Annotated in this window: 22 protein-coding genes; 8 read left to right on the forward strand and 14 right to left on the reverse strand. The window is 66.3% G+C overall.

Annotation, left to right across the window (positions count from 1 at the left end; all coding sequences use genetic code 11):
• Positions 1-907 precede the first annotated feature (907 nt).
• Positions 908-1,786 carry an SDR family oxidoreductase gene (locus A5732_RS08790; RefSeq protein ID WP_076051360.1) on the forward strand — a complete coding sequence of 293 codons (879 nt, stop codon included), beginning with the start codon at positions 908-910 and terminating at the stop codon, positions 1,784-1,786.
• Here the strand turns inward: A5732_RS08790 and A5732_RS08795 are convergent.
• Entirely contained in the window at positions 1,783-3,237 is a 1,455-nt protein-coding gene (locus tag A5732_RS08795) for an amino acid permease (protein ID WP_065055525.1), read from the reverse strand. The genes A5732_RS08790 and A5732_RS08795 overlap by 4 nt on opposite strands.
• Positions 3,238-3,338: 101 nt before the next feature.
• Positions 3,339-4,229 (reverse strand): PAC2 family protein, encoded by an 891-nt coding sequence (locus tag A5732_RS08800; protein ID WP_170879941.1) that lies wholly within the window; start codon positions 4,227-4,229, stop codon positions 3,339-3,341.
• 365 nt (positions 4,230-4,594) lie between these two features.
• Between A5732_RS08800 and metH the strand changes: the two genes are divergently transcribed.
• A complete protein-coding gene (metH, locus tag A5732_RS08805) occupies positions 4,595-8,365 on the forward strand; it encodes a methionine synthase (RefSeq protein WP_076101978.1) in 3,771 nt (1,256 codons plus the stop codon).
• 76 nt (positions 8,366-8,441) lie between these two features.
• Here the strand turns inward: metH and A5732_RS08810 are convergent, their stop codons facing one another.
• From A5732_RS08810 to A5732_RS08855, 10 genes are read right to left on the reverse strand one after another with little or no spacing between them, the layout of a single operon-like run.
• Positions 8,442-9,209 carry a mannan-binding family protein gene (locus A5732_RS08810; RefSeq protein WP_076051362.1) on the reverse strand — a complete coding sequence of 256 codons (768 nt, stop codon included), beginning with the start codon at positions 9,207-9,209 and terminating at the stop codon, positions 8,442-8,444.
• A 17-nt stretch (positions 9,210-9,226) separates the two neighbouring features.
• Positions 9,227-9,916, reverse strand: a complete 690-nt coding sequence (locus A5732_RS08815; protein WP_076051363.1) for a tetratricopeptide repeat protein — start codon at positions 9,914-9,916, stop codon at positions 9,227-9,229.
• 26 nt (positions 9,917-9,942) lie between these two features.
• On the reverse strand, positions 9,943-11,202 hold the full coding sequence (locus tag A5732_RS08820) for an MlaD family protein (protein WP_076101979.1): 1,260 nt from the start codon (positions 11,200-11,202) through the stop codon (positions 9,943-9,945).
• On the reverse strand, positions 11,199-12,437 hold the full coding sequence (locus A5732_RS08825) for an MlaD family protein (RefSeq protein WP_142256579.1): 1,239 nt from the start codon (positions 12,435-12,437) through the stop codon (positions 11,199-11,201). Before A5732_RS08825 ends, A5732_RS08820 begins: the two co-directional genes overlap by 4 nt.
• A complete protein-coding gene (locus A5732_RS08830; RefSeq protein WP_436971814.1) occupies positions 12,434-13,555 on the reverse strand; it encodes an MCE family protein in 1,122 nt (373 codons plus the stop codon). Before A5732_RS08830 ends, A5732_RS08825 begins: the two co-directional genes overlap by 4 nt.
• A complete protein-coding gene (locus A5732_RS08835) occupies positions 13,546-14,601 on the reverse strand; it encodes an MCE family protein (RefSeq protein WP_076051366.1) in 1,056 nt (351 codons plus the stop codon). Before A5732_RS08835 ends, A5732_RS08830 begins: the two co-directional genes overlap by 10 nt.
• Positions 14,594-15,649 carry an MlaD family protein gene (locus A5732_RS08840; RefSeq protein WP_076051367.1) on the reverse strand — a complete coding sequence of 352 codons (1,056 nt, stop codon included), beginning with the start codon at positions 15,647-15,649 and terminating at the stop codon, positions 14,594-14,596. The genes A5732_RS08835 and A5732_RS08840 overlap by 8 nt, the downstream gene beginning before the upstream one ends.
• Positions 15,646-17,202 (reverse strand): MlaD family protein, encoded by a 1,557-nt coding sequence (locus A5732_RS08845; RefSeq protein ID WP_076101982.1) that lies wholly within the window; start codon positions 17,200-17,202, stop codon positions 15,646-15,648. Before A5732_RS08845 ends, A5732_RS08840 begins: the two co-directional genes overlap by 4 nt.
• Positions 17,203-17,213: 11 nt before the next feature.
• Entirely contained in the window at positions 17,214-18,077 is an 864-nt protein-coding gene (locus A5732_RS08850) for an ABC transporter permease (protein WP_076051369.1), read from the reverse strand.
• Position 18,078: 1 nt separating this feature from the next.
• Positions 18,079-18,921 (reverse strand): MlaE family ABC transporter permease, encoded by an 843-nt coding sequence (locus A5732_RS08855; RefSeq protein WP_076051370.1) that lies wholly within the window; start codon positions 18,919-18,921, stop codon positions 18,079-18,081.
• Positions 18,922-19,225: 304 nt separating this feature from the next.
• On the opposite strand from A5732_RS08855, the gene A5732_RS08860 reads away from it, so the two are divergent.
• The 5 genes from A5732_RS08860 to A5732_RS08880 all read left to right on the forward strand — a co-directional run bounded on the left by A5732_RS08860 (position 19,226) and on the right by A5732_RS08880 (position 23,019).
• Positions 19,226-19,855, forward strand: a complete 630-nt coding sequence (locus A5732_RS08860; RefSeq protein WP_076051371.1) for a TetR family transcriptional regulator — start codon at positions 19,226-19,228, stop codon at positions 19,853-19,855.
• Between the two features lie 26 nt (positions 19,856-19,881).
• The gene (locus A5732_RS08865) at positions 19,882-20,163 is read left to right on the forward strand and encodes a phosphoribosyl-ATP diphosphatase (RefSeq protein WP_064885366.1); all 282 of its coding nucleotides are present in this window, start codon (positions 19,882-19,884) and stop codon (positions 20,161-20,163) included.
• A gap of 2 nt (positions 20,164-20,165) precedes the next feature.
• Positions 20,166-21,020 carry an ATP phosphoribosyltransferase gene (hisG, locus tag A5732_RS08870; protein ID WP_076051378.1) on the forward strand — a complete coding sequence of 285 codons (855 nt, stop codon included), beginning with the start codon at positions 20,166-20,168 and terminating at the stop codon, positions 21,018-21,020.
• Positions 21,021-21,139: 119 nt separating this feature from the next.
• Positions 21,140-21,652 (forward strand): DUF4126 domain-containing protein, encoded by a 513-nt coding sequence (locus A5732_RS08875; protein WP_076051372.1) that lies wholly within the window; start codon positions 21,140-21,142, stop codon positions 21,650-21,652.
• Positions 21,649-23,019, forward strand: coding sequence for an FAD-containing oxidoreductase (locus A5732_RS08880; protein ID WP_076051373.1), 1,371 nt, complete (start codon positions 21,649-21,651; stop codon positions 23,017-23,019). Before A5732_RS08875 ends, A5732_RS08880 begins: the two co-directional genes overlap by 4 nt.
• Before the next feature lie 18 nt (positions 23,020-23,037).
• Here the strand turns inward: A5732_RS08880 and A5732_RS08885 are convergent, their stop codons facing one another.
• Complete coding sequence (locus tag A5732_RS08885; RefSeq protein ID WP_076101983.1) at positions 23,038-23,934, reverse strand: RecB family exonuclease; 897 nt, start codon at positions 23,932-23,934, stop codon at positions 23,038-23,040.
• Positions 23,935-24,008: 74 nt separating this feature from the next.
• Here A5732_RS08885 and trmI point away from each other — a divergent pair, with 74 nt between their 5' ends.
• Positions 24,009-24,854 (forward strand): tRNA (adenine(58)-N(1))-methyltransferase TrmI, encoded by an 846-nt coding sequence (trmI, locus tag A5732_RS08890; RefSeq protein WP_076101984.1) that lies wholly within the window; start codon positions 24,009-24,011, stop codon positions 24,852-24,854.
• A 106-nt stretch (positions 24,855-24,960) separates the two neighbouring features.
• Here trmI and A5732_RS08895 read toward each other — a convergent pair whose 3' ends face one another.
• Positions 24,961-25,260, reverse strand: coding sequence for a DUF503 domain-containing protein (locus A5732_RS08895; RefSeq protein ID WP_076051376.1), 300 nt, complete (start codon positions 25,258-25,260; stop codon positions 24,961-24,963).
• Positions 25,261-25,418: the final 158 nt, after the last annotated feature.

Raw genomic sequence — 25,418 nt, forward strand, 5'->3', positions numbered from 1 at the left:
TCGAGGCGAGCAGAAGTTCCTACCGTGGTTTATCTGGGCTGCTGAAACGGATCCGATTCCGCTGTGTCATTGATCTTTTGACGGGCGGATTCGATCAGGTCCGTCAATCGGCGTCGTCCTTCTTTTTCGTTGCGCCCCAAGACTTTCCGACTGGACGCCAGCAGAACAGGTTGCTGCCCTGGCGGTGCCAGAGATAGGTGTCAAGATCACCCAAGCTGGCATGCGACACAAACTTCCACATTGGCAAATCTGGTGGATTCGATTTTCGGTGCATTATCCCTCCCTTTTAAAAAGTGCAATTGACTAGACCGAAGCCGGTTGATCCTGGTCGCGCCCCCGTGGCTCGCGACGGCTTCGGTGCACGCAATGACGCGTGTTTTTGTGTCCGGCTCGTAATGGCTGAATTGGCTATCTCGCTGCGCGCCGGTGCGTTAGTCCACATGATCGAATTGGACTTTGTTTTGGTAACTAACGGTCTCGCGTCGCAAACGTCTACCAACGTCGCTGACGGTGGGACCGATCCGCCGACCGCCATCTGGGGTCGCCGCGTGACATGCGCGATTACGTGTCATGTCCGGAGCTTATGATCGCGTTTACTGCTTCCGGGGACGGCGCGAGCAAAATAGAGTAGCCCGAGTGCCAAGTTAGGGTAGTGGTATCGAATAACTTCACTCGGTGCCATTCAAACCGGCACGTCACTCCAACCCGCGAGTCAGACGAGAAACCGCCGACCTACTTGACCACCGCGCGGAATTGAGCGAAGAGCGCGGCGAATGCTGGTGTTTTCGGAACTGTTAATTTCGCGTTACACCGCCGGCGTCCAGGGACAATCCGTCCGCCTGCCGATTCAACCGGCGAAGAGTGGCACGACCCGGCGCTCAGATGCCCGCAAGGTACGTTGGCGATCATGACATCGCTGCAGGACCAAGTCGTTTTCATCACCGGCGGTGCCCGGGGGATCGGGGCCGAGACCGCTCGCCGGCTGAGCACCCGGGGCGCCAAGCTCGTGCTGACCGATCTCAACGAGGCGGACCTCAAGGCGCTCGCCGCCGAGCTCGGCGAGGAAAGGGTGCTGACGGCCGTCGCCGATGTGCGCGACCTGTCGGCGATGGAGGCCGCCGCCGCAAGCGCCGTCGAGCGCTTCGGCGGCATCGACGTGGTGGTGGCCAACGCCGGCATCGCCAGTTACGGCTCGGTGCTGCAAGTGGATCCCGACGCCTTCAAACGGGTGCTCGACATCAACGTGCTCGGCGTCTTCCACACCGTGCGCGCCACGCTGCCCGCGCTGATCGAGCGCCGGGGCTACGCGCTCATCGTCTCGTCGTTGGCCGCCTACACCGCCTGCCCCGGCCTGGCGCCCTACAACGCCTCCAAGGCCGGCGTCGAGCTGCTGGCCAACGCGCTGCGACTAGAGGTGGCCCACCTGGGCGTCACCGTCGGCTCGGCGCACATGTCGTGGATCAACACGGCGCTGGTCCGCGACACGCAGAACGACCTGCCGGCGTTCGACCAGTTGCTGGCCAGCTTCCCGTGGCCGCTGAACAAGACGACCACTGTCGACAAGTGCGCGGCCGCTTTCGTCAAGGGCATCGCGCGCCGGCGCACCCGCGTCTACTGCCCGCGTTGGGTGGCGCTGTTCGGTTGGGTTAAGCCGGTGCTGTCCAGCCCGGTCGGCGAGATGCCGCTGCACAAATCCACGGCCGAGCTGCTGCCCCAGCTGGACGCCCAGGTCGCCGCGCTGGGCCGCTCCACCAGCGCCTACAACCGGGACCTCGGGACGTCCTAGCCGGTCTTGGCCTCGTGCTGCGACGCGACGGCAGCCACCCGATTACGCACCAGGAACCATCCCGCGCTCAGCGCCGGGACGACGAACACCACCGTCGCGATGGTCCAGGTGCCGGTCTCTTTGTCGAACGCCATCATGACCAGGACGCCGGCCAGGAACGCCAGGGTGAGGTACCCCGAATACGGCGCCCACGGCATCCGGAACCGCGGCCGTTCGATCAGCCCGGCCTTGGCCAGCCGGTAGAAGCGCAGCTGGCACAGCACGATGGTCGCCCAGCACGCGATGATGCCCGGCGCAACGATGTTGAGCACGATCTCGAAGGCTTCGCCCGGGTTGACGACATTCAGGGCGATGCCGAGCAGGCAGATGGCGGCCGCCATCGCGATGCCGACGAAGGGCACCCCGTTCTTGGACATCCGGGTCGCGAACCGGGGTCCGCTGCCGCTGGACGCCATCGAGTGCATGATCCGGCCGGTGGAATACAGCCCCGCATTCAGGCTCGACAGTGCTGCGGTGAGCACCACGATGTTCATCAGGTCCCCGGCACCGTGGAAGCCGATCTTGGAAAAGAAAGTGACGAAAGGACTTTCAGTGGCCTTGTAGGACGTGTAGGGCAGCAGCAACGCCAGCAGCGCGACCGACCCGACGTAAAAGATCGCGATGCGCGCGATCACCGAATTGATCGCGCGGGGCATCACCTTCTCCGGCTCGGCGGTCTCGCCGGCGGCAGTGCCCACCAATTCGATTGCGGCATAGGCGAATACCACTCCTGAGGTGGTCAACAGGACCGGCAGAACGCCGGAGGGAAACAGTCCGCCGTGGTCGGTCCACAGACTCAGCCCGGTGCTGTGACCGTCGATGCGATACCGCCCCGCCAGGAAGACGATCCCGGCCACCAGGAATGCGACCAGCGCCAGAACCTTTACCAGCGCCGCCCAGAATTCCAGCTCACCGAACCACTCCACCGAGATCAGGTTCATCGACAGCACGACGATGAGCGCAAGCAATGCCAACACCCACTGGGGAATCGATTCGAAGGCCGTCCACCGTCGCAGGTAGGTGGCGATCGCGGTGGTGTCGACGATGGCCGTCATCGACCAGCCCAGGAAGTACATCCAGCCGATCGCGTAGGCGGCCTTCTCGCCGAAGAACTCCCGCGAGTACGACACGAACGAGCCCGACGACGGGCGATGCAAGACCAACTCGCCCAGCGCTCGCAGAATCAGAAACACGAACACGCCGCACACGGCGTAGACCAGAAACATCCCGGGTCCCGCCTTGGCCAGCCGGCCCCCCGCGCCCAGAAAGAGCCCGGAGCCGATCGCGCCGCCGATGCCGATCATCTGTATCTGCCGGGGCTTGAGCCCCTTGCGATAGCCGGCGTCTTCGCCAGCTAGAGGATCTGAGCCGGCTATGTCAGTTGGGTTGCCATCACCAGGCAACGCGGCCATGAAACGTCCAATCGGTAGGTCGCGAAGCGATGCTTCCGTACTTGGTCGGCCGACGGCAAATTCGTCGACGCCTGTCACCGGCCCGCTTCAGCCGGTAGCGCCTAACGCCCGAAGCCGGGGCGACGGCGGCGCAGATAGCGCTCGAACTCGGCGGCCAGCGCGTCGCCGTCGATCTTGCCCAGGGCGTCGTTCATGTCGACCTCGGCGTCGCCGCGTTGCTCGAGCGACAGCACGTACTCGGCGAGGTCCTCGTCCTCGGCGGTCATCTCGGTGACCGCTTGCTCCCAGTCCTCGGCGTCCGTCGGCAGGTCGGCCAGCGGCACCTCGATGTCGAGGACGTCCTCGACGCGGCGCAGCAGGGCCACCGTCGCCTTCGGGTTCGGCGGCTGCGAGACGTAGTGCGGCACCGCCGCCCAGAACGTCACCGCCGGGATCCCGGCGGCCACGCAGGAGTCCTGAAACACCCCGGCGATGCCGGTCGGGCCCTCGTAGCGGCTTTCCTCGAGACCGAAGCGTTTCGCCGACTCGGGGGAGTAGGCCGCGCCCGACACCGGGACCGGCCGGGTGTGTGGGGTGTCGGCCAGCAGCGCGCCCAGGATCACCACGGTGTCCACGTTGAGCTTGTCGGCGATGGCCACCAGCTCGGCGCAGAAGGTGCGCCAGCGCATGTTGGGTTCCACCCCGTGCATCAGCACGACATCGCGGTCGCTGCCCGGGGGCCGGCAGTGCGAGATTCGCATCGCCGGCCACACCAGTTCCCGCGTCACCCCGTCTACCTGCCGGATTACCGGGCGATTCACCTGGTAGTCGTAGTACGCCTCGTCGTCGATCTCCAAGATCGGGTCGGCTTCCCAGATGGCCTCGAGGTGTTCGAGCGCGTCGCTGGCGGCGTCGCCGGCGTCGTTCCAGCCCTCGAACGCAGCCACGACGACGGTGTGGTGCAGTTCGGGCAATGCGGCTTTGCCAAAGGGGGGGCCGTCGGGCGGGGTCACAGAATTAGCGTACGGCCTCGCGGCCCGATGTTCGGGGCGCAGTGGGCAAGGATTGTCGGCCGATTGACGCTCAACCGGGGGCTTTGCATAGAACGACTATTCTTATGGCGTGACTGTCGCTAACGAACACCGCTGCGACACCGGCATCGACGAAATAGGTTCGGCTGCGATTTCGTTAACCTTGGTAACTATTACGTCGCCGGCAGGCTGCACGAGCTGTCGATAGCGGCGATGAGTTGGGCGTCCAGACGTCGATCGGGTGACGACGTAGACTTTTCTGGTCGAGAGGCGTTGCAACGGATACGGGTCTTTACCGGTATCCGCCACGCTCGGCAGAGTCAAGGACGCCTTCCGCTACGGAAGGGATTCATGTGACCGCCTCTGAGTCGAACTCCTCTGCGCCGAACACCTTCGCGCCGAACATCCGCCCCGACTGCACCGACGAACTGACGGCGGCTCTGCGCCAGCGGATCATGGTGATCGACGGCGCGATGGGCACGGCGATCCAGCGGGACCGGCCGGACGAGGCGGGCTACCGCGGCGACCGATTCACGGAGTGGCCGACCGCTCTGCAGGGCAACAACGACCTGCTCACCCTGACGCAACCGCAGATCATCGAGGGTATCCACCGCGAGTACCTCGAGGCGGGCGCCGACATCGTTGAGACCAACACGTTCAACGCGAACGCGATCTCGCTCTCCGATTACGACATGGCGGACCTGAGCTACGAACTGAACTACGCCGGCGCCGCGTTGGCCCGCAAGGCGGCCGACGAGTTCAGCACCCCGGATAAGCCCCGCTACGTCGCCGGCGCCATCGGGCCGACGACGCGGACCGCGTCGATCTCGCCCGACGTCAACGACCCCGGCGCCCGCAACGTCTCCTACGACCAGCTGGTCGCCGCCTACCTGGAAGCCGCCAACGGCCTGGTCGACGGTGGCGTCGACCTCCTCATCATCGAGACGATCTTCGACTCGCTGAACGCCAAGGCGGCGGTGTTCGCCGTCGAGACGCTATTCGAGGACCGCGGACGCCGCTGGCCGTTGATCATCTCGGGCACCATCACCGATGCCTCCGGACGAACGTTGTCCGGTCAGGTCACTGAGGCGTTCTGGAACGCGATCAGGCACGCGAAGCCGATCGCGGTGGGCCTCAACTGCGCCCTGGGCGCCCCGGAGATGAGGCCCTACATCGCCGAGATGTCGCGGATCGCGGACACCTTCGTGTCTTGCTACCCGAACGCCGGCCTGCCCAACGCCTTTGGCGAGTACGACGAAACCCCGGAGCGTCAGGCCGGCTACATCGCCGACTTCGCCGAGGCCGGCCTGGTCAACCTCGTCGGTGGTTGCTGTGGAACCGCGCCGCCGCACATCGCCGAGATCGCCAAGGTCGTCGACGGCAAGGCGCCGCGCGAGCTGCCGGAGATCGAGGTGGCCACCCGGCTCTCCGGCCTGGAGCCGCTCAACATCAACGACGAGTCCCTGTTCGTGAACATCGGTGAGCGCACCAACATCACCGGCTCCGCCAGGTTCCGCAACCTGATCAAGGCCGAGGACTACGACACCGCGCTGTCGGTCGCCCTGCAGCAGGTCGAGGTCGGTGCGCAGGTCATCGACATCAACATGGACGAAGGCATGATCGACGGCGTCGCCGCGATGGACCGGTTCACCAAGCTCATCGCGGCCGAGCCGGACATCAGCCGCGTCCCGGTGATGATCGACTCCTCCAAGTGGGAGGTCATCGAGGCGGGCCTGAAGAACGTGCAGGGCAAGCCGATCGTCAACTCAATCTCCATGAAGGAGGGCGAGGAGAAGTTCGTCCGCGAGGCTCGGCTGTGCCGCAAGTACGGCGCCGCCGTCGTCGTGATGGCATTCGACGAGCAGGGCCAGGCCGACAACCTGGAGCGCCGCAAACAGATCTGCGGACGCGCCTACCGGATCCTGACCGAAGAGGTCGGCTTCCCGCCCGAAGACATCATCTTCGACCCGAACTGCTTCGCGCTGGCGACCGGCATCGAGGAACACGCGACCTACGGGATCGACTTTATCGAGGCCTGCGCCTGGATCAAGGAAAGCCTTCCGGGAGTGCACATCTCGGGCGGTATCTCCAACGTGTCGTTCTCGTTCCGGGGCAATAACCCCGTCCGCGAGGCGATCCACGCGGTGTTCCTGTACCACGCCATCAAGGCCGGCCTCGACATGGGCATCGTCAACGCCGGTGCGCTGGTGCCCTACGACTCGATCGACCCCGAGTTGCGGGACCGGATCGAGGACGTCGTCCTGAACCGTCGCGAGGATGCGGCCGAACGGCTCCTGGAGATCGCGGAGCGGTTCAACAAGTCGGAGACGACCGACGAGAAAGCGGCGGCCGAGTGGCGCGGGCTCCCGGTCCGCGAGCGGATCACCCATGCTCTGGTGAAGGGCATCGACGCCCACGTCGACGAGGACACCGAGGAACTGCGGGCGGAGATCGACGCCGCGGGTGGACGCCCGATCGAGGTGATCGAGGGTCCGCTGATGGACGGCATGAATGTCGTCGGCGACCTCTTCGGCTCGGGCAAGATGTTCCTGCCGCAGGTCGTGAAGTCGGCCCGGGTGATGAAGAAGGCCGTCGCGTACCTGCTGCCGTTCATCGAGGCGGAGAAGGAACAGTCCGGCGCCGCTGCCGGTAAGGACACCAACGGCACGATCGTGATGGCGACCGTGAAGGGTGACGTCCACGACATCGGCAAGAACATCGTCGGGGTCGTCCTGCAGTGCAACAACTTTGAGGTGATCGACCTCGGCGTGATGGTGCCCGCCCAGAAGATCCTGGACGCGGCGAAGGAGCACGACGCCGACATCATCGGGCTGTCCGGCCTGATCACGCCGTCCCTGGACGAGATGGCCAACTTCGCCGTCGAGATGGAGCGCGAGGGCCTGGAGATCCCGCTGCTGATCGGTGGTGCGACCACCTCGCGCGCCCACACGGCCGTGAAGATATCGCCGCGGCGCAGCGGACCGGTGGTCTGGGTCAAGGACGCCTCCCGCTCGGTGCCGGTCGCCGCCGCACTGCTCGACGACAAGCAGCGGCCGGCGCTGCTGGAGGCCACCGAGAAGGACTACGCATCCCTGCGCGAACGGCACGCCCAGAAGAACGAGCGGCCGACGGTGACGCTGGAGAAGGCCCGCGCCAACCGGACTCCGATCGAGTGGGACGGCTACACGCCGCCGGTGCCCGCTATTGGTGTGGGAGTACGGGATTTTCAGGACTACGACCTCGCCGAGTTGCGCGAGTTCATCGACTGGCAGCCGTTCTTCAACGCCTGGGAGATGAAGGGCCGCTTCCCCGACATCCTCAACAACCCGGCCTCGGGCGAGGCCGCCCGCAAGCTGTACGACGACGCCCAGGAGATGCTCGACACCCTGATCAAGGAGAAGTGGCTGACCGCCAACGGGGTGATCGGATTCTTCCCGGCGAACGCCGTCGGCGACGACATCGAGGTGTACACCGACGACACCCGCAGCGAGGTGCTGACCACGTTGCACAACCTGCGCCAGCAGGGCGAGCACCGGGACGGCATCCCAAACCGGTCGCTGGGCGACTACATCGCACCTAAGGACACCGGTCTGGCCGACTATGTCGGCGCCTTCGCCGTCACCGCGGGGCTCGGCAGCGGTGAGAAGATCGCGGAGTTCAAGGCGGCCCTCGACGACTACAGCGCAATCCTGCTGGAGTCGATCGCCGACCGCCTGGCCGAGGCTTTCGCCGAACGGATGCACCAACGGGTCCGCAAGGAGTTCTGGGGATTCCAGCCGGACGAGCAGCTCGACAACGAGGCGCTCATCGATGAGAAGTACCAGGGGATCCGCCCTGCCCCCGGCTACCCGGCCTGCCCGGAGCACACCGAAAAGGCGACGCTCTGGAAGCTGATGGACGTCCAGAAGCGGACCGGCATCGAGTTGACCGAGTCGATGGCGATGTGGCCCGGTGCCGCCGTCAGCGGCTGGTATTTCTCCCACCCGCAGTCGCAGTACTTCGTGGTCGGCCGGATGGCTCAGGACCAGGTCGCCGACTACGCGAAGCGCAAGGGCTGGACGCTGCAGGAAGCGGAGCGCTGGCTCGCCCCCAACCTCGGCTACAACCCGGAGGACTGAGCCTGGGGGGTCTGAGCCCGGTGTCTGAGTCCCAGCCGGACCGGGACTGCTGTGACTCGTGTGAGCCGGGCACCTCTTAAACGCGCAGCACCGAACCCAGCGCCGACAGCGGGATGTGCGCCTGCACGGTGCCGCCGTCCATGAACCACTGCGGCAGGCCCGTGGAGAAGTTGATCGGCTCGTCGTGGCCCACCGGATAGTCGGGCATGTAGATGATCAACTCGTCGGGCGTCAGCGCCCAGGCCTTGTATGCGCCCGAGTAGACCTTGTCCGGAGTCCACCGGTCGACGATGAACGGATAGGTTCCCGGGTCGTGCGGTGGCGGCGCCTGGTTGAGCGCGGTTTCGATAAACGGTTGGGCCAGTGGGGGGATGGCGGTCAGCGGATTCGACGTCGTCAGGTCCGCAAGCTGCACCCGCCTGCCGGCCGCCATGTCGAAGGTGAACGTCCGGTAGGCGTTGTTGGGTTTGGGCCCGTCGGCGTGATAGTCCTCGTGGAACACCGCGCTGAGGAGATTGCCGTGCCGGAATACCTCGAAGTTCTCCTCGCCATAGCTGTCGGCGGCCATGCTGCCGTTGGCGTTTCGCCAATTGTTGACCAGCGTGTGCAGATAGTCCCGGATCACCGGGCCGGTGGTCGGATTGTCGACGAGATCGTCGGGCACGGCGACCTTGATGTCGCGAACGGCGTTGCGTTCCGACGTCACCGAGGTGTGGCAGTACTGGCCGTCCCAGTCGCCGCCGAGCTCGCCGCAGAATGACGGCGCCGACGCGTGCGTGGTGGCGGTGCCGGGAATCGTTGCGGCCGCGGCCAATACGAGCGCCGCCGACAGTCTCTTGAGCATGAAGGGCTCCGCTCGGCTCAGAGGAGTTGGACTTTGCTCGCCCGCCAGTGACCGTCGACCTTCTCCATGGTCATCTTGATCCTGCTGCGGTCGACGCGCGGGTCGGGTGCGGCCGTATTGGTGACGGTCTGGTCGATGAAGAGCAGCACGACGACCCTGTCGGTGGATTCGGACTGAATGGCCGAGTCGACCACCACGCCGTGCGCGGTCGCCTTGTTGTCGATCAGCAGCTGCCGGAGCTTGACGCTGGACTGGGTGTACATGTCCTTGAATTCGCCGGTCGCGCCGTCGAGCACCTGCTTGAAGTTCTCGTCGACCTTGTTCGAGTCAATGCTCGTGAGCACCTGCGCGTAGGCGATGGCCGCCTGTTGGGCCTGTTCACCCGCCACCTTCAACTGATGGTCCTGCCACTGTCGCCACCCGAGGAACCCTGAAACGGCAAGTGCCGCAACGAGTAACGCCGGCAGGACGCTGCGGCGCAGATACCGGCGCCAGGGCCGCTTGGCGTGCGCGGTCTCCGGGCGCTTGCGTTTGAGCAGCTCTCCGCCGTCCTCGTCTCCGTCGTCGCCCAGCTCGTCACCCTCGCCGGCGCGCTCCTCCTCAGCGTCTTCGGCTGCGACGTCCGGTGTTTCGGCACCCGGTTCGGTGTCGGCGTCGGTCTCCGCGACGGCTTTCGGGTTCTTCTTGGTAGTCACGACCACGATCATCTCCTAAAGGTCGATGGTTTCAACGCTCAGTGCGGCGGTTCGATCGGCAGCTGCGGACCGCCGTACGGGGTGGGAATGGTGTAGCGGCCCCGTGGGGTCGGATCGGTTCGCTGGCCCAGGTTCGCGCCCGGCGGCGGGCCGGCGGTGTCGTCGCCGCCCGGCCGTGGCGCGTTCTTGGCACCGCGGATCGAGACCGCCGGGTCGTCGTCGCGACAGTAGGTGTACATGAACGGCTCGTAGTAGTCGGCGGCGGACGGCGCGTGCGACGGTGTCCCGTAGTCGCACACGTAGCGAGGGTAGAGATCGGCCGTCGCCCAGACTCCGCCGTCGTGGAATGCGCTCGTCACCGCGTCCAGCACCGACCCCCGGTAGTCGGGGAACAGCGCGTTCAGCGCCGGGACGCGCAGATAGAACAGCTGCGACATGGTGGCCATGCTGCCCAGCAACTGCACCATGGTGTCGGTGTTGTCCGCGAACAGATTGTCGACGGCCGAAAGGGTGCGCGGCGTCTGCTGAGTCAACCGGCGGTAGCCGGCCTGCATTCGGGCGACGCCGGTCAGCGTCTGGTTGAGTTCGGTTGCGGTGGCGCCTAATCCGGTGTTCTTGTCGCTGGCCAGGGTCAGCACGACGCGGCTGGTCTTGATGATGCTGGTGGTCTGGGGCAGCACCGAGTCGAGCGTCGAAAGCAGGAAGGTGCCGCCGTCGACGATGGCGGTCAGCTTCGCCGGCCCCTCCTTGCTCAGGCTCAATTCCTTCTTGATCAACTCGATCTTGTGCGGGTCCACCTGGGCCAGCAGCCCGTCGGCGTCGCCGAGCAACTGCGCCAAGCTGACCGGCACGGTGGTGTGGTCGAGGGCGATCAGGCTGCCGTCATGCAGATACGGTCCTGCGTCGGACGCGGCTTCGAAGTTGATGTACTGCTCACCGGCCGGCGAGAGCGCCGACACATGCACGACGCTATTCGCCGGGATCCGCACCTTCGATGTGATGCTGGCGACGGCGTTCACCCCATTGTCGGTGATCTGCAGTGACTCGACCCGGCCGATGCGCACTCCGCGCAGCGCGACGTCCTGATTGGGCAGCAGGCCACCGGATTCTGTCAACTGCACGGTGACCCGGTAGGACGAGGCGAAGGGCTTCACCCGCAACGCGCCGATGAGCAGGTAGGCGGTCGCCACCACCAGGATGAGCACCAGACCGGCCACCGACAGCCAGACCTGTTGCCGGTGGCCCGTGCGCACCGCGCGGACAACGACATTGGCCGAGTTGGCGAGGGCGCGCATCATGGTTGCGATCCCGGCGGTGGTGGCGCCCCGGGTGCCGGCGGGGCCGGTCCCGGCGGGGGCGCGGGGGCGACGTCGATCTGGCCCGGGATATTCGGGTCCGGGATGACCGGAACCTGTGGCGAGTTCGGCCCCCGGCCGACGATGCGTTCCTGCAGCCGCCACAGCGTGTACTTCAGGGTGCCGACGAGTAGGTTCACGTTGTAGTGGTGCGGTCCGTGCAGGCCGATGTCACCGGGGAACCCGATGTCGGGGAGCGAGCCCAGCATGATTTTGTCCACGCCCACGTTCACCGAAATCGAGTTCCCAGCAGTCGATTTGACCAGCGCGGGGATCAGCCGGTTGATGGACTGCCAGCTGGTATCGGGGCTCATGGCAACGTCGTTGGCGGCGCCGGCGATGGTGTTCAGGTCGCGGACCATGCTGCGGCCGCTGCTGTCGGTTCCGCCGATCGACGGGAACCTGGCGAGCAACCGGGAGGTTTCACCCACCTGCACGGCCAGGTTGGACAGCTGACTGGTGTTGTCGGCCAGGGCCGAAGTGGCGGGGCTGGCGGCCGTCATCAGGTCGCCGATGGTTTGGTTCTTGGCGTCGAGTTGGTCGGCCAGGCGCGACAATTGGGTCAACGCGCGCGAGATCTGATCGGAGCGGGCATCGAGCGTCCCGAGTAGCTCGTTGGACTTGCGGATCATGTCTCCGAACGCCTGGCCCTGGTCGCCGGTCGCCTTACCGAAACCGTTGATGATGTTGGTGAAATTGCGAACCGCCCCACCGTTCACCAGAATCGCCGCCGAGCTCAGCACCGACTCGACGGTCGCGGCGGCCGCGGTCGAATCCAGGCCGATGGTATCGCCGTTGCGAAGCAGCGGCGTGTCCGCGGGATCGTCAGCCGGTGGCTTCAGCGCGACGAACACGTCGCCCAACGGTGTCGCGGTACGCAATTCGGCGGTGCTGCCCCGCGGCAGTTGCACGCCGTCCTGGATGCGCAGCCGGGTGACCGCGGTGTAATTGCGCGCGACCATCGATTCGAGCTGGCCGACGTCGGCCCCGGCGAGCTTGACCTTGGCGTTCATCGGCAGGTTGAGCGCGTTCGAGAACACCGCGTTGAGCGAATACCCGCCCGAGCCCAGCCCCGGAGCCGGAAGGGGCAGGCTGGCAAGGCCGTTCGTGGCGCATCCCGCGGTGACCATCGCCGCGGCCACCGCCGTCAGCATGCCCCGCGCGCCCTTGGTCATTATTTCTGCCCCATGGCGGCCATGCCGTCGAGCACATACGTCAAACCGAAGTCGGGACCGAAGTCCTGGATGGTCCCAGTGCTGCAGCCCAATTGCCGAAGGCCCATCAGGTTGCAGATCTCTTTGGTGTACTGGCTGTCGAAGAGCAGCCGATCCGTGAGGAAGCGGGCCCGCACGCTGCCGTTCGCCCGGTCGATCATGTTGTAGGCGTTGTCGGCGACCAGGGGAGCCAGGTCCAGCAGCTCGGCCAGGTCGCGCCGCTGGTCGGTCACCGTCTTCAGCGTGTCATTGCCGTGCAGGACGGCCTGTTTGACGTTGTCCCGATTCTCGTCGAGCAGGTCGCCGGCCCGCTGGATCAGCTGGTCGAGTTTGTGTCCGGTACTGCCGCTGCCGAGGTCCTCGTCGGCCATGATCTGGCTGACTTGGTGGATGGTCGAGGCGAATTCACGCAGCTTCGTGTCATTGGCGGCCACCGCGTCGAACAGCGTGCTGATGTTTTTGACGATCGTGGTGATCTGTTCGCGGGTGGCCGCGCCGCCGTCGCTGGACAGCCGCAGCGCCTTGGACAGCTCGCCGAGGGCCACCTTGATCTTTTCGCCGTTCCCCTTGACCACCTCGGTGCCGCCGTTGAGCACGTCGGCGATCGGTCCGCCGCCGTGGCTGTCACCCTCCAGCGACTTGGTCACCTTATCCAAAACGTTGAGGACGCTGCTGAATTCGACGGGCGTCTTGGTCCGGGGCAAGCCGATGGTGTCGTGGTTCTCCAGGGTCGGTCCGCCGTGATACGGCGGCGTGAGCTCGATCTGCCGGTCGGTGAGGATAGAGGTCGACACCGTGACGGCCTGCGCGGTCGCGGGCACTTTGACGTGACGGTCGATGGTGAACTCGACCTCGACGTAGCCGCCCTTGGCGCTGATCTTGGTGATCTTGCCCACCGGCATGCCCAGCACCGCCACCTCGTTGCCCTCGTAGAGGCCCGAGGCGCTGTCGAATTGGGCGGTGACCGTGATCGTGTCCTCGTCGGAACTCAGGGACCACCAACCGATTCCGATCGCCGCGGCGATGACTGCGACCGCGGCGACGATGGCCAGCGTCCTGGCGCCGAGCCCCCTCACTTGCAGTCCTTGAAGTACTGGATCATGCCGAACTGCTTGGCGCGGCCGCTGATTGCACACATCCACGAGTCGATCAGCGGGACATTGGGGGCGTTGAAGTTGATCGCGTTGCCGTCACCGGTGAGGTTGGCGGCCTCGCGGAAGAAGATCGGGCTGGTCTGCAACATGCTGTGCAGCAGGTCGTCGTGTTGGGACATCAGGCTGGTGAAGTCGCGCATGTCTTTGATCAGCGCGTCCAGACCCGAGCGGTCGGTGACCACCACCTGACTCATGGTGTCGACGAGGCTGGACAGGGACTGCATCATCGCGTGGAAAACGGCGCGCCGCGCGACGAATTGGCCCAGCAGGTCTTGCCCCTGGTCGACCAGGGCGCCGATGCCGGCCTGCTGGCGCCGCAGCGTGTTTGTCACCTGCTCGGTGCTGCGCAGCAGCTGCCCCAGCTGGTCGCGCCGTACCGCGATGATCGACGACAGCGTGTTGATGTTCGTGATCGCCTGCGGCACAACGGCGGGCAGGCCCTCGAGCTGCTTGCCCAGCACCGCCAGCGACTGCGCGAACCTGTCGGAGTCGACCTGCTCGAAGGTGGTGGTGGCATCCTGCAGCGCGGCCTGCAGGTCGTAGGGCACCTCGGTGTGCGCCAGGTCAAAGGTGTTGTTGGGCAGACGAGCCGGCCCGTTGGGTTCCAGCGCGAGGTAGCGCGAACCCAGGATGGTGGTGACCCTGATCTGCGCCCGGGAGTCCTTGCCCAGTTTGATGTCGTCGCGGACCTTCAGGCCCGCCTCGACATGGTCGCCGACGAGTTTCATGCTGGTCACGTTGCCCACCGGGATGCCCGCGACCACGATCGGGTTGCCGGCCCGCAGCGAGGCCGCCTGCAAAAACTCCGCGGTGTAGTGCCGATAGCCGGCGCCGATCGCGTGCACCAGCAGCATGACGCCGATCACCACCGCCACCACCGCGACCGCGATGAAGCCGAGCCAGGTCTTGTTGTAGCTTTCCAGCGGACGCTTCGTCATTCGCGAAAGCCGCTGCCGTAGCGACGCGTCACCCATCGACAGTGCTCCTGCAGCGCGGGGTGTGCCACGCCCGGTTGCCCGGCGTGGCGGCGTTGATGATGATCGGCACCACATCGTTGAGCCCGGGGAAGAACCCCATGAAGTTCACGTCGCACACGTAGGCGTTGCCGTAGGCACCCTGATTGCCCACCCGGGTAAGGCCTTTCAGCAGCAGCGGGATGTTGTCGCCGAAGAATGCCACCTGCGGCTCGACGTCCATGATGTGCTTGGTGACGCCGGGCTGACGATCGATGAATTCGCGCAAGGCCGGGTACACGTCGGTCGCCGAGGCCGACAGCCGGTTGGTCACCCGGGCCAGCGAACCGACCGAGGCGACCAGGTCCGGGCGGCGCCGGTCGAGCTCACCGACGACGCTGCGGGCCTGCGTGATGACCCCGTCGAGATTGTCGTTCTGCTGGGCGAGGTTGCCGACCACCTTGTTGAGATTGGTGATCACGCTGCCCAGGGCCTGATCGCGGCCGGCGAATGTCTGTGTGAGCGTGGAGGTTTGGCCGACGAGCGTGGTGAGCGACGACGTGTCGCCCTGCAGCGACTGGATGATGCCCTTGGTGAGGTTGTCGGCGTCATGCGGGTTCAGCAGGCTGAACAGCGGTTCGTAGCCGTTGAGCAGCGTGGTCACGTCGAACGAGGGCTCGGTGCGTTCCAGCGGGATGGTGCTGCCCGGGGGGAGTAGCTGCGGACTGCCTTCCTTGCCGAGGGACAGCCCGAGGTAACGCTGCCCGACGATGTTCTGGTAGGTCACCGACGCGAGGGTGTTTCCGAACAGCCGCTGTTCGGATTGCACCACGAACGAGACCTTCGCCAGTTTCCCGTCGAGTTCCACCTTTTCGACCCGGCCCACCCGCACCCCGGCCATGCGGACGTCGTCGCCCTCGCGAAGCCCGTACACATCGGTGAACACCGCCGAATACCTGGCGGTGTCACCGGCCACGTCCCGCCGCAGACTCACATACACCAGCCAGGTCAGCGTCAACGAGACGATCATGAACAGGGTCAGCGCGATGAGCGGGCCGCGAAATTTCATTTGGCCTCCCCGGGTGGATGAGCCAGTGACACCGTGGTGCCGCGGGCCACCGGCCCCAGCAGCAGATCGGTGGCGTCGGTGGCGGGCGCGCCGGTGATCACGCCCAGCATGTTTCGTTCATACTGGCTCCCAACGGGTCCCACGCTGCCCCCGAATGCGGCCTGCGGAATCCACGGCGCCTTGGGTGCCACCGGCGCAACCCACGGTTCGTGCTCTTGCGGCGTCGCAGGCGCCCCGGGCGCGGGGTTGTCGGGATTCGCGCTGCCGGGCACCGGCGGCGACGGCGTAATTCCCGGGGCCAGCGGGGGATTGGGATCGGTCAGGTTGGGAGCGGGGTTGATCAGCGGCGGGCCCACCGCGACGAGGTTTCCGTCCGGGCCGATCACCGTGCCGGGCGGCGGCGCCAGATCCTTGGGCGGGTGATAGTTCTGCGGCAGCAGCACCTCGGGTAGATCGGGGCGCACCGGAATCAGCGGCGCGGTAAAGCAACTGGGCCCTTTGAGCTCGCCGTAATGCGGACAGTCGGCGCGTGTGTAGGTGGAACTGGGCGTAAAGGTGAGCATCGCGCGCATGTTGCCCAGGTTGGTCCGGGGGTTCCACACCTGCTCCATGAACTGGTTGGCCAGGTTGTCCAGCTTGGCGACCGCGGGCACGAAGTTGTTCGACTTCTGCGCCAGGACGCCGAGCACCGGCGTGAAATCGGTGGTGATCCTGATCAGTTGGTCGATGTGGTTGTCGAAGGATTGGCGCGTCGTGCCGACGGTGTAGTCGGCGCCCGAGAGCAGCGAGGCCAACTGCCCGCGGGTCTCGGCGAAGGTCCGCATCGGCTCCACGGCCTGATGCAAGGCATCGAGAAGGTCGGGCGCCGTCTCGGCGAGCCCCGTCGTCGCGTCCAGCAGTGCCGACACCGTCGAGGGGCCGGCATCGGTGCCGACGATCGAATTGAGTTGATCGAGAAGTCGATTCAGCTGGGCACCGGCGTTCAACAGGCTGACGCGGCGGTGGTCGGTGGCCGCACCCAGCGCGGCCAGGATCCCCACCGACCTGTCGTCGCGGCCACGCCCTGCCGCGGCGAGCAGGTCACGCAGCTTGCTGACGGTCGTCTGGAACAGGACGGTCGGCAGTCGCTTGTCCTCCAGGATGTGGGCACCGTTGCGGATCTTCACACCGGGGCCGTTGCCCACCAGTTGGACCGACGAGACGGCGAAGACGTTACTGGGCACCACGCGTGCGGTGACATTGGCCGGAATCGACTTGGCGTAGTCCTCTTTGAGGTCGATGTGGACATAGTTGGGATTACCGTGGGCCGCGGGCACGACGCCGTTGACCATGCCGACGAGCACACCGTGATATTTGACGTCGGACTTCTGCGGAAGGCCATCGCCCACGTTGACCAGGTCGGCCACCACCCGTACGTAATCGTTCAGTCTCCCAGTGGATTTGACCAGCATCGCGGTGGTGACCAGAGCGCTGACCACGACGACCGCAATGCCGATGCCGAACAGCTGCCGGTCCGACGGGCCGCGGCCGTCCAGCTCAAAGGAATTGGGCATGTGCTACCGACCTACCCGCCGAACCTTGCGCCGGAGTCGACGCCCCAGAGCGCCATGGTGAGCAGCATGTTCACGATGATCACGACGGTGATGCTCGCCCGCATGCCGTGCCCCGCGGCGACGCCGACGCCCTCGGGACCGCCGCTGGCGTAATACCCGTAGTAGCACTGGATCGTGGACGCGATCCACACGAAGATGACGGCCTTGATCAACGAATAGACGATGTCCTGGCCGGCCAGCATCAGCGTGAAGTAGTGCAGATAGGAACCGGTCGAGCCGCCGCTGCCGACGCCGACCACGACCTGCGTGCTCAGGTATCCGATCGCCAGGCACGCGGCATACAGCGGGACGATCGCCACCACCGACGCGATCAACCGGGTGGTCACCAGGTACGGGATCGGGCGGATGGCAATCGATTCCATGGCGTCGATCTCCTCGGCGATGCGCATGGATCCCAGCTGGGCGGTGAAGCGACAGCCGCCCTGCATGGCGAACGCAAGCGACGCCATCAGGGGAGCCAACTCGCGGGTATTGACCAACGACGACACGAACCCGGTGGCCGGCCCCAAGCCGAGCAGGTCCAGGAAGTTGTAGCCCTCGATGCCCACGAGGGCGCCGACGGTCATGCCGAGCACGACGGCCACACCGGCGGTGCCCCCACCCACCACGATCGAGCCGTTGCCCCAGGTGATGTTCGACAGCAGCCGCAGGAACTCGGCGCTGTACTGGCGCAAGGCGAGTGGCACCGCGACCAGCGCCCGGACGAAGAAGACGAGCAGGTGGCCGAGCCGGACGATCGGCGCTCTGCCCCGGCGGTAGAGCCGGACGAGCGGTACCGAAATCGGTGCGAAAGGCTGATAAGCCGAGGCGGTCACGTCAGAGCCCCGTCCTGGGCGACAACATGATGTAGAGCTGGCTGATGGCGACGTTGACGATCATCAACAGCAGGATCGCTTCCACCACAGCGGCATTCACCGAGTTCGCGACGCCGGTCGGTCCGCCCTTGGTGGACAAGCCTTTCTGGCTCGACACAATGGCCACGATGGCGCCGAACACGATCGCCTTGATCAGCGCCAAGATCATGTCGCCGGTGGTGGCGAACGACGCGAACGTCGACACGAAGCTGCCCGGCGCCCCGTTCTGGAAGTACACGTTGAACATGTAGCTCGCGAAGAATCCGGCGAAGCACACGACGCCGGTGAGGGCCACGCCGATCATCACCGCGGCGGCGAAGCGGGGGACGACCAGGCGCCGGATCACCGAGACGCCCATCACCTCCATCGCGTCGGTCTCTTCGCGCATCGTCCGCGAACCCAGGTCGGCGGTGATGGCCGATCCGACCGCCGATGCCATCAGCACCGCGGCCACCAGCGACGCCCCCTGGCGGATGACCGCGAGCCCGCTGGCCGCCCCGGCCAGCGACGTGGCGCCGACCTGGCCGGCCAGCAACGCGAACTGGATGGACAGGGTGACGCTGATCGGCAGCGACACCAGGATCGTCGGCAGCACGGCGGTGCCGGCCATGAACGCGCCCTGCCGGACGAACTCCTGCCACTGGAATCGGCCCGTCATCAGGTCGTAGAAGAAATATTGAGCGGTTCGCACCCCCAGCACGAACTGCTCACCTACCGTCGTCAGCGAGGCGACCGGGTGACGTTTGACGTATCCCACGGACCAGTTTCGGATGGCGGTGATGCCGTCAAGCTCTGTCGTCGTCATAGCGGCGTGACCTGCGGTCCGTCTGGCAAACCCATGGCACAGGTCATCGCGTACCAGCTACCGCTTTCATCGGCCCTCTTCCCACCCCTGAATCCTGAGTGCCGAGCGGAGGACATGGGCGGCAGCGTGACGCTATTCTTATTAAAATAGTGTCAACAAGCACCAGAACTCCGCAGCTCATCGGTGTGTGCGGCATCACACTAGCCTAATTGATAGCGACTTTCAATAGTGTAGAGTCACTCATCTCAGTTCGTCGCTGCGCGGCACCGTGGGGTTTCAATGTCGGATTGACGAAGGTGATGGCATGCCCTCAGCAAACATATCGTTGCGGGACCGACGCCGTGCCGAGCTGCTTTCCCAGATCCAGCGGACCGCACACCGGCTGTTCGCCGAACGCGGCTTCGAGGCGGTGACCACCGAGGACATCGCCGCGGCCGCCGGCGTCTCCATCAGCACCTATTTCCGGTACGCACCCACCAAGGAGGGGTTACTGGTCGATCCCGTCCGGGAGGCGGCCACCGAGATCGTCGCTGCCTACAGCGCCAGGCCGTCACACGAGTCGCCGGTCGAGGCGCTGATTCAGCTCTTTGTCACGCACGCGACGGATGTCAGCGCGATCGACAACCTCGATATGTGGCGTGATGCCGTAGCGACCGCGCCCCAGTTATTGACCAAATCCATGCTGGTCAGCGAAACCGACCACGGCAGGCTGATCGATCAGGTCGCCCATCGGATGAATGTCGATGCGGCGGTTGACATTCGGCCCGCCTTATTGGTCCACACGAGTTTCGCCACGGTGCAATTCGTCCTCGATGGATGGCTGACCTCGGACATCGCCGACGGCCCGCCTTTTCACGTGCTGTTGGAAGAAGCGCTGCGCATCACACTCGCCGGATTCGAGGGACGAAGCGGCGCACGACCCGGCCGGGGGTAAACCGCCGTGACTTTGCTCGCCGGCGCGTGAAACAATCGCTGGCCGTGAAGACCTTCGAGGATCTGTTCGCCGAACTGGGCGAGCGTGCCCGTACCCGGCCCGCCGGCAGCGCGACGGTCGCCGCGCTGGACGGCGGCGTCCACGGGCTGGGCAAGAAGATCCTCGAGGAAGCCGGCGAAGTGTGGCTGGCCGCCGAACACGAATCCGACGACGCGCTGGCCGGGGAGATCAGCCAGTTGCTCTACTGGACGCAGGTGTTGATGGTGGCGCGCGGGCTGACCCTCGACGACGTGTATCGGAAGCTATGACCATGCTGCGGGTTGCGGTTCCCAACAAGGGCACGCTGAGCGAGCCGGCCAGCGAGATCCTCGCCGAGGCGGGCTACCGGCGCCGCACCGATTCCAAAGACCTGACCGTCATCGACCCCGTCAACCAGGTCGAGTTCTTCTTCTTGCGGCCCAAAGACATTGCCATCTATGTGGGTTCGGGAGAACTGGACTTCGGCATCACCGGCCGGGATCTGGTGGGCGATTCCGACGCACCGGTGCGCGAACGGCTGGCGCTGGGATTCGGCTCGTCGAGCTTTCGCTACGCCGGACCGGCCGGGCGCGACTGGAAGATCGCCGACCTGGCCGGCAAACGGATCGCCACCGCCTACCCCAATCTGGTCCGAAAAGACTTGTCGGGGCGCGGTATTGAGGCCACGGTCATCAGGCTCGACGGTGCGGTGGAGATCTCGATCCAGCTCGGCGTCGCCGACGCCATCGCCGACGTGGTGGGCTCCGGGCGCACCCTGAGCCTGCACAACCTGGTGGCCTTCGGTGAACCGCTATGCGATTCGGAAGCGGTGCTGATCGAGAGCGACCACAGCAGCAAGTCCGGGACGCAGGCGGCGCGCGATCAACTGGTGGCGCGGATCCAGGGCGTGGTGTTCGGTCAGCAATATCTGATGCTCGACTACGACTGCCCCCGCTCGGTGCAGGACAAGGCCACGGCGATCACGCCGGGTCTGGAGTCGCCCACCATCGCGCCCCTGGCCGACCCGGAGTGGGTGGCCATCCGCGCGCTGGTGCCGCGTCGTGGCGTCAACGAGATCATGGACGAGTTGGCCACGATCGGTGCCAAGGCGATCCTGGCGTCCGACATCAGGTTTTGCCGGTTCTGATTGCGCACGCGGTGCAAAACCCGCGGCTGTGTTAGCGTCCGCCTCGGGGGACAGCCCGGGTTGGCGTGTGGGCCGTCCTCGCATCGACCGCCGGCGTTCGTCTCCCAGGAGGGTCTTTCGTGACACACGCACTTCTTGTCTTGCTGGCTTTACTGATTGGTGTCGTGGCCGGGCTGCGCTCGCTGACCGCGCCCGCCGTCGTCGCCTGGGCCGCCTTCATCGGCTGGGTCGATCTGCACGGCACGTGGGCGGGCTGGATGGCCAGCATCATCACGGTGATCATCTTCACCGTTCTCGCCGTGGGCGAACTGATCAACGACAAGCTGCCCAAGACGCCGGCCCGCACCGCGCCGCCGATCTTCGCGGCCCGGATCGTCACGGGCGGGCTCGCGGGCGCGGCCCTTGGCGCGTGGCCGCACTGGACGTTCACCGCGCTGGGCGCCGGTGTCATCGGTGCGGTGCTGGGCACCCTCGGCGGCTACCACGCGCGCAGACGGCTGGTCGCCGCGACGGGCGGCAAGGACCTGCCGATCGCCTTGCTCGAGGACGCCGTCGCGATCGTGGGCGGGTTCGCCATCCTTGCGGCCACGGGTCACGTGCTGACCGAGTACCTGCTGACGGCGGTTAAGTGACAGAGCATTTCGATGCGATCATCGTCGGGGCCGGGCAGGCCGGCCCGCCGCTGGCAGGCCGGCTGACCGCAGCCGGGCAGCGCGTTGCGGTGGTGGAACGCAAGCTGATCGGCGGCACCTGCGTCAACAACGGATGCATCCCGACCAAGACGTTGGTCGCCTCCGCGCACGCCGCGCATCTGGCGCGCCGCGGCGCGGACTTCGGCGTCGGGACCGGACCGGTCACCGTCGACATGGCGAAGGTCAAGGCCCGCAAGGACGAGATCATGCTGGGCGACCGTAAGGGCGTCGAGGATTGGCTCGAGGGCATGGACGGTTGCACCGTGTTTCGCGGTCACGCGGTCTTTCAGGATTCGCACACGCTGCGCGTCGGCGACGATGTGCTGCACGCCGACCGTATTTTCCTCAACGTCGGTGGGCGTGCGGTGGTGCCCGACATCCCGGGCCTGTCCGACGTCGACTTCCTCACCAACGTGTCGATTCTTGAACTCGACACGGTGCCAACGCATCTCGTCATCGTCGGGGGCGGCTACATCGCGCTGGAGTTCGCGCAGATGTACCGGCGGTTCGGGTCCCGGGTGACCGTCGTCGAACGGGGACCGCGGCTGGCGTCGCGCGAAGACGAGGACGTCTCGGCCACCATCGAAGAAATCCTGCGAGCCGAAGACATCGACGTCATCGTCGGTGCCGACGATGTGCGAATAGCCAAGACCGGCAAGGGGTTCGAGCTGACCCCTCATGCGGGCGCCGGCCCCATCGACGGGAGTCACCTGCTGCTGGCGGTGGGGCGACGACCCAACACCGACGACCTCGGCCTGGAAGCGGCCGGGGTGCAGACCGACGCACGCGGCTACATCGTGGTCGACGACCAGCTCAAGACGAGCGTCGATCACATCTGGGCGATGGGTGACTGCAACGGCAAGGGCGCGTTCACCCACACCTCCTACAACGACTTCGAGATCGTCGCCGCCAATCTGCTGGACGACGACCCGCGCCGGGTGAGCGACCGGATCACCACCTACGCGCTCTACATCGATCCGCCGCTCGGGCGTGCCGGCATGACTGTCGATCAGGTCCGCGCGTCGGGCCGCAAGGCGCTGGTTGGCAAGCGGCCCATGACCAGAGTCGGCCGGGCGGTGGAAAAGGCTGAGACGCAAGGCTTCATGAAGGTCGTGGTGGATGCCGAAACCCAGGAGATCCTGGGGGCCGCCGTCTTCGGGGTCGGCGGCGACGAGGCCATCCACGGCATTCTGGACGTCATGTCGGCCAAGGCGCCCTACACCACGCTGTCGCGGACCATGCACATCCATCCCACGGTCAGCGAGCTGATTCCCACCGTGCTGCAGGAACTCTCGCCGCTCGCCTAGTGCGCCGTCGATCGGCGCCTAGGCCGCCGGTTCGGTTGGATGCGAATCAGCCTGCGCACCAAGGGATTCCGGCCAACCTGGATAGGGTGGCGGGGTTCCCCCGAACAGCGGGCAGTGCTGCTGGTGGGGGCACCAATCGCACAGCCGAGACTGGGTCGGACGGAAATCGCCCGTCTGCCCGGCGGATTGAATGGCCCGCCAGATCGCCATCAGCGTCTTCTCGAACCGCAGCAGCTCGTCGCGATCGGGCGTGTAGTCCAGCAGCTGCCCATCGGCAAGATAGATGAGCCGCAGGCGGGTGGGCTGCACACCGCGCGAGCGCAACAGTGCCACCGCGTAGAACTTCATCTGGAACATGGCCTTGAACTCGGCCAGGGCCCGCGCGGCCGGCGGGGCCTTGCCGGTCTTGTAGTCGACCACCCGAAGCTCGCCGGTGGCCGCGACGTCGATGCGGTCGATGAAGCCACGTAGCAGGGTGCCGTCGGCGAGCTCGACCTCCACCCGCTGCTCGCAACATTCCGGGTTGAACCGAGTGGGGTCCTCGAGCCGGTAATACCCGGCGAGCAACGCCTTCGCCTCGGCCAGCAGCTGCATGCGCTGCGCCGGATCCATGTCGGCGGTGATCTCGGGCGTCGCGGAGATGATCTGGTCCCACGCGGGCTCCACCAGCGACATGGCGGTGTCGGGGCCGCGCCGGTCGGCGGGCAGGCCGTAAAGCTGTTGCAGGGCGGCATGGACCAGCGATCCGCGCATCTGCGCCGGCGACGGCGCCTCGGGCAACCGGTCGATGGCGCGGAACCTGTACAGCAGCGGGCATTGCTTGAAGTCGGCGGCACGCGACGGCGACAGGGCCGGGCGGTACACCTGCTCCGCCGGGCGTTGCGCCGCCTGGGGCGCCTCCGGCTGGACGGTCATGTCGGCAGCCTAGGACTGGGCGCCGACAACCCCCAAACACCTGCGGCGGCGAGTCGGCTGGCACGCTAGACCGCGTGTCCGTATCCGGCCCGTTCACCGAGGGCGAGCGCGTCCAGCTCACCGATGCCAAGGGTCGGCATTACACGGTCGTGCTCACCGCGGGCGCCGAGTTTCACACGCATCGCGGAGCGATTCCACACGACGCGCTGATCGGGCTCGAGCAGGGCAGCGTGATCAAGTCCAGCAACAACGCCGTGTATCTGGTGATGCGACCCCTGCTGATCGACTACGTCATGTCGATGCCGCGCGGGCCCCAGGTGATCTACCCGAAGGACGCCGCCCAGATCGTGCACGAGGGCGACATGTTCCCGGGCGCGCGAGTGCTGGAGGCCGGCGCGGGCTCCGGCGCGCTGACCTGTTCGCTGCTGCGCGCGGTCGGGCCCGGAGGCCGGGTGACCTCCTATGAACTGCGCGCCGACCACGCCGAGCACGCCGAACGCAACGTGTCGGTGTTTCACGGCGGCCAGGCACCCGACAACTGGCAACTGATCATCGGCGACGTCGCCGACTCGGAGTTGCCCGACGGATCCTTCGACCGCGCGGTGCTCGACATGCTCGCGCCGTGGGAGGTGTTGGAGTCCGTCGCGCGACTGCTGATCCCCGGCGGCGTGCTGATCATCTACGTGGCCACCGTCACCCAGCTGTCGCGCGCGGTCGAGGCCCTACGGGCGCAGCAGTGCTGGACCGCGCCGCGGTCCTGGGAGACATTGCAGCGCGGCTGGAACGTCGTCGGTCTCGCGGTCCGGCCCCAGCATTCGATGCGCGGGCACACCGCCTTCCTGATCTTCACGCGACGGCTCGCGCCCGGCGTCGTCGCGCCCGTGCCGTTGGGCCGCAAGCGGGAAGGCCGCGACGGCTAGCGGCGATCGCAAGCGCGGCGTAGCCGGGCGCAGCGGGTCGTCGCCATCGGGGCTAGCGGCGATCGCGAGCGCGGCGTAGCCGGGCGCAGCGGGTCGTCGCCATCGGCTACGCGAGGTCCTCGCTGCGCACCAGGGAGCGCCGCACCGACAGCAGCTCGAACTCGGGATGCGCGGCCACCAGCCGCTCGGCCGCGTCCAGGATGTCGACGGCGTGACCGCGGTCGCCGGACACCGTGGCGACGCCGATGCCGGCCCGCCGATACAGCTCATGCGAACCCGTCTCGGCCGCCGACACGCTGAACTTGCGCTGCAACTCGGCGACGACGGGACGAATGACCGACCGCTTCTGTTTGAGTGACCGGACGTCGCCGAGCAACACGTCGAACTCGAGCCAGCCGATCCACATGCCGCGGGTCAACCCGGCGGGTTTTGCTGCTCGGGGGCGGGCTCCGGAGCGGGGGCAGGAGCAGGTTCCGGGGCCGGCGCGGGTGCGGGCGGCGGAGCCGCGGGTGGCGGTGGCTGTCACGGTGGCGCCGGGGGCGGCGCTGGTGCCGGGCTGGGTTC

The organism is Mycobacterium colombiense, assembly GCF_001953985.1.
Classification (GTDB): domain Bacteria; phylum Actinomycetota; class Actinomycetes; order Mycobacteriales; family Mycobacteriaceae; genus Mycobacterium; species Mycobacterium colombiense_B.

Excerpts from the sequence above, each read along its gene's own strand:
- A5732_RS08790 (WP_076051360.1), top strand. The coding sequence starts at position 908 with ATGACATCGCTGCAGGACCAAGTCGTTTTCATCACCGGCGGTGCCCGG.
- hisG (WP_076051378.1), top strand. The coding sequence starts at position 20,166 with ATGCTGCGGGTTGCGGTTCCCAACAAGGGCACGCTGAGCGAGCCGGCC.
- A5732_RS08855 (WP_076051370.1), bottom strand. The coding sequence starts at position 18,921 with ATGACGACGACAGAGCTTGACGGCATCACCGCCATCCGAAACTGGTCC.
- A5732_RS08885 (WP_076101983.1), bottom strand. The coding sequence starts at position 23,934 with ATGACCGTCCAGCCGGAGGCGCCCCAGGCGGCGCAACGCCCGGCGGAG.
- A5732_RS08820 (WP_076101979.1), bottom strand. The coding sequence starts at position 11,202 with ATGATGCGCGCCCTCGCCAACTCGGCCAATGTCGTTGTCCGCGCGGTG.
- A5732_RS08895 (WP_076051376.1), bottom strand. The coding sequence starts at position 25,260 with ATGTGGATCGGCTGGCTCGAGTTCGACGTGTTGCTCGGCGACGTCCGG.
- A5732_RS08795 (WP_065055525.1), bottom strand. The coding sequence starts at position 3,237 with ATGGCCGCGTTGCCTGGTGATGGCAACCCAACTGACATAGCCGGCTCA.
- A5732_RS08815 (WP_076051363.1), bottom strand. The coding sequence starts at position 9,916 with ATGATCGTGGTCGTGACTACCAAGAAGAACCCGAAAGCCGTCGCGGAG.
- A5732_RS08860 (WP_076051371.1), top strand. The coding sequence starts at position 19,226 with ATGCCCTCAGCAAACATATCGTTGCGGGACCGACGCCGTGCCGAGCTG.
- A5732_RS08845 (WP_076101982.1), bottom strand. The coding sequence starts at position 17,202 with ATGCCCAATTCCTTTGAGCTGGACGGCCGCGGCCCGTCGGACCGGCAG.
- A5732_RS08835 (WP_076051366.1), bottom strand. The coding sequence starts at position 14,601 with ATGGGTGACGCGTCGCTACGGCAGCGGCTTTCGCGAATGACGAAGCGT.
- A5732_RS08840 (WP_076051367.1), bottom strand. The coding sequence starts at position 15,649 with ATGAAATTTCGCGGCCCGCTCATCGCGCTGACCCTGTTCATGATCGTC.
- A5732_RS08810 (WP_076051362.1), bottom strand. The coding sequence starts at position 9,209 with ATGCTCAAGAGACTGTCGGCGGCGCTCGTATTGGCCGCGGCCGCAACG.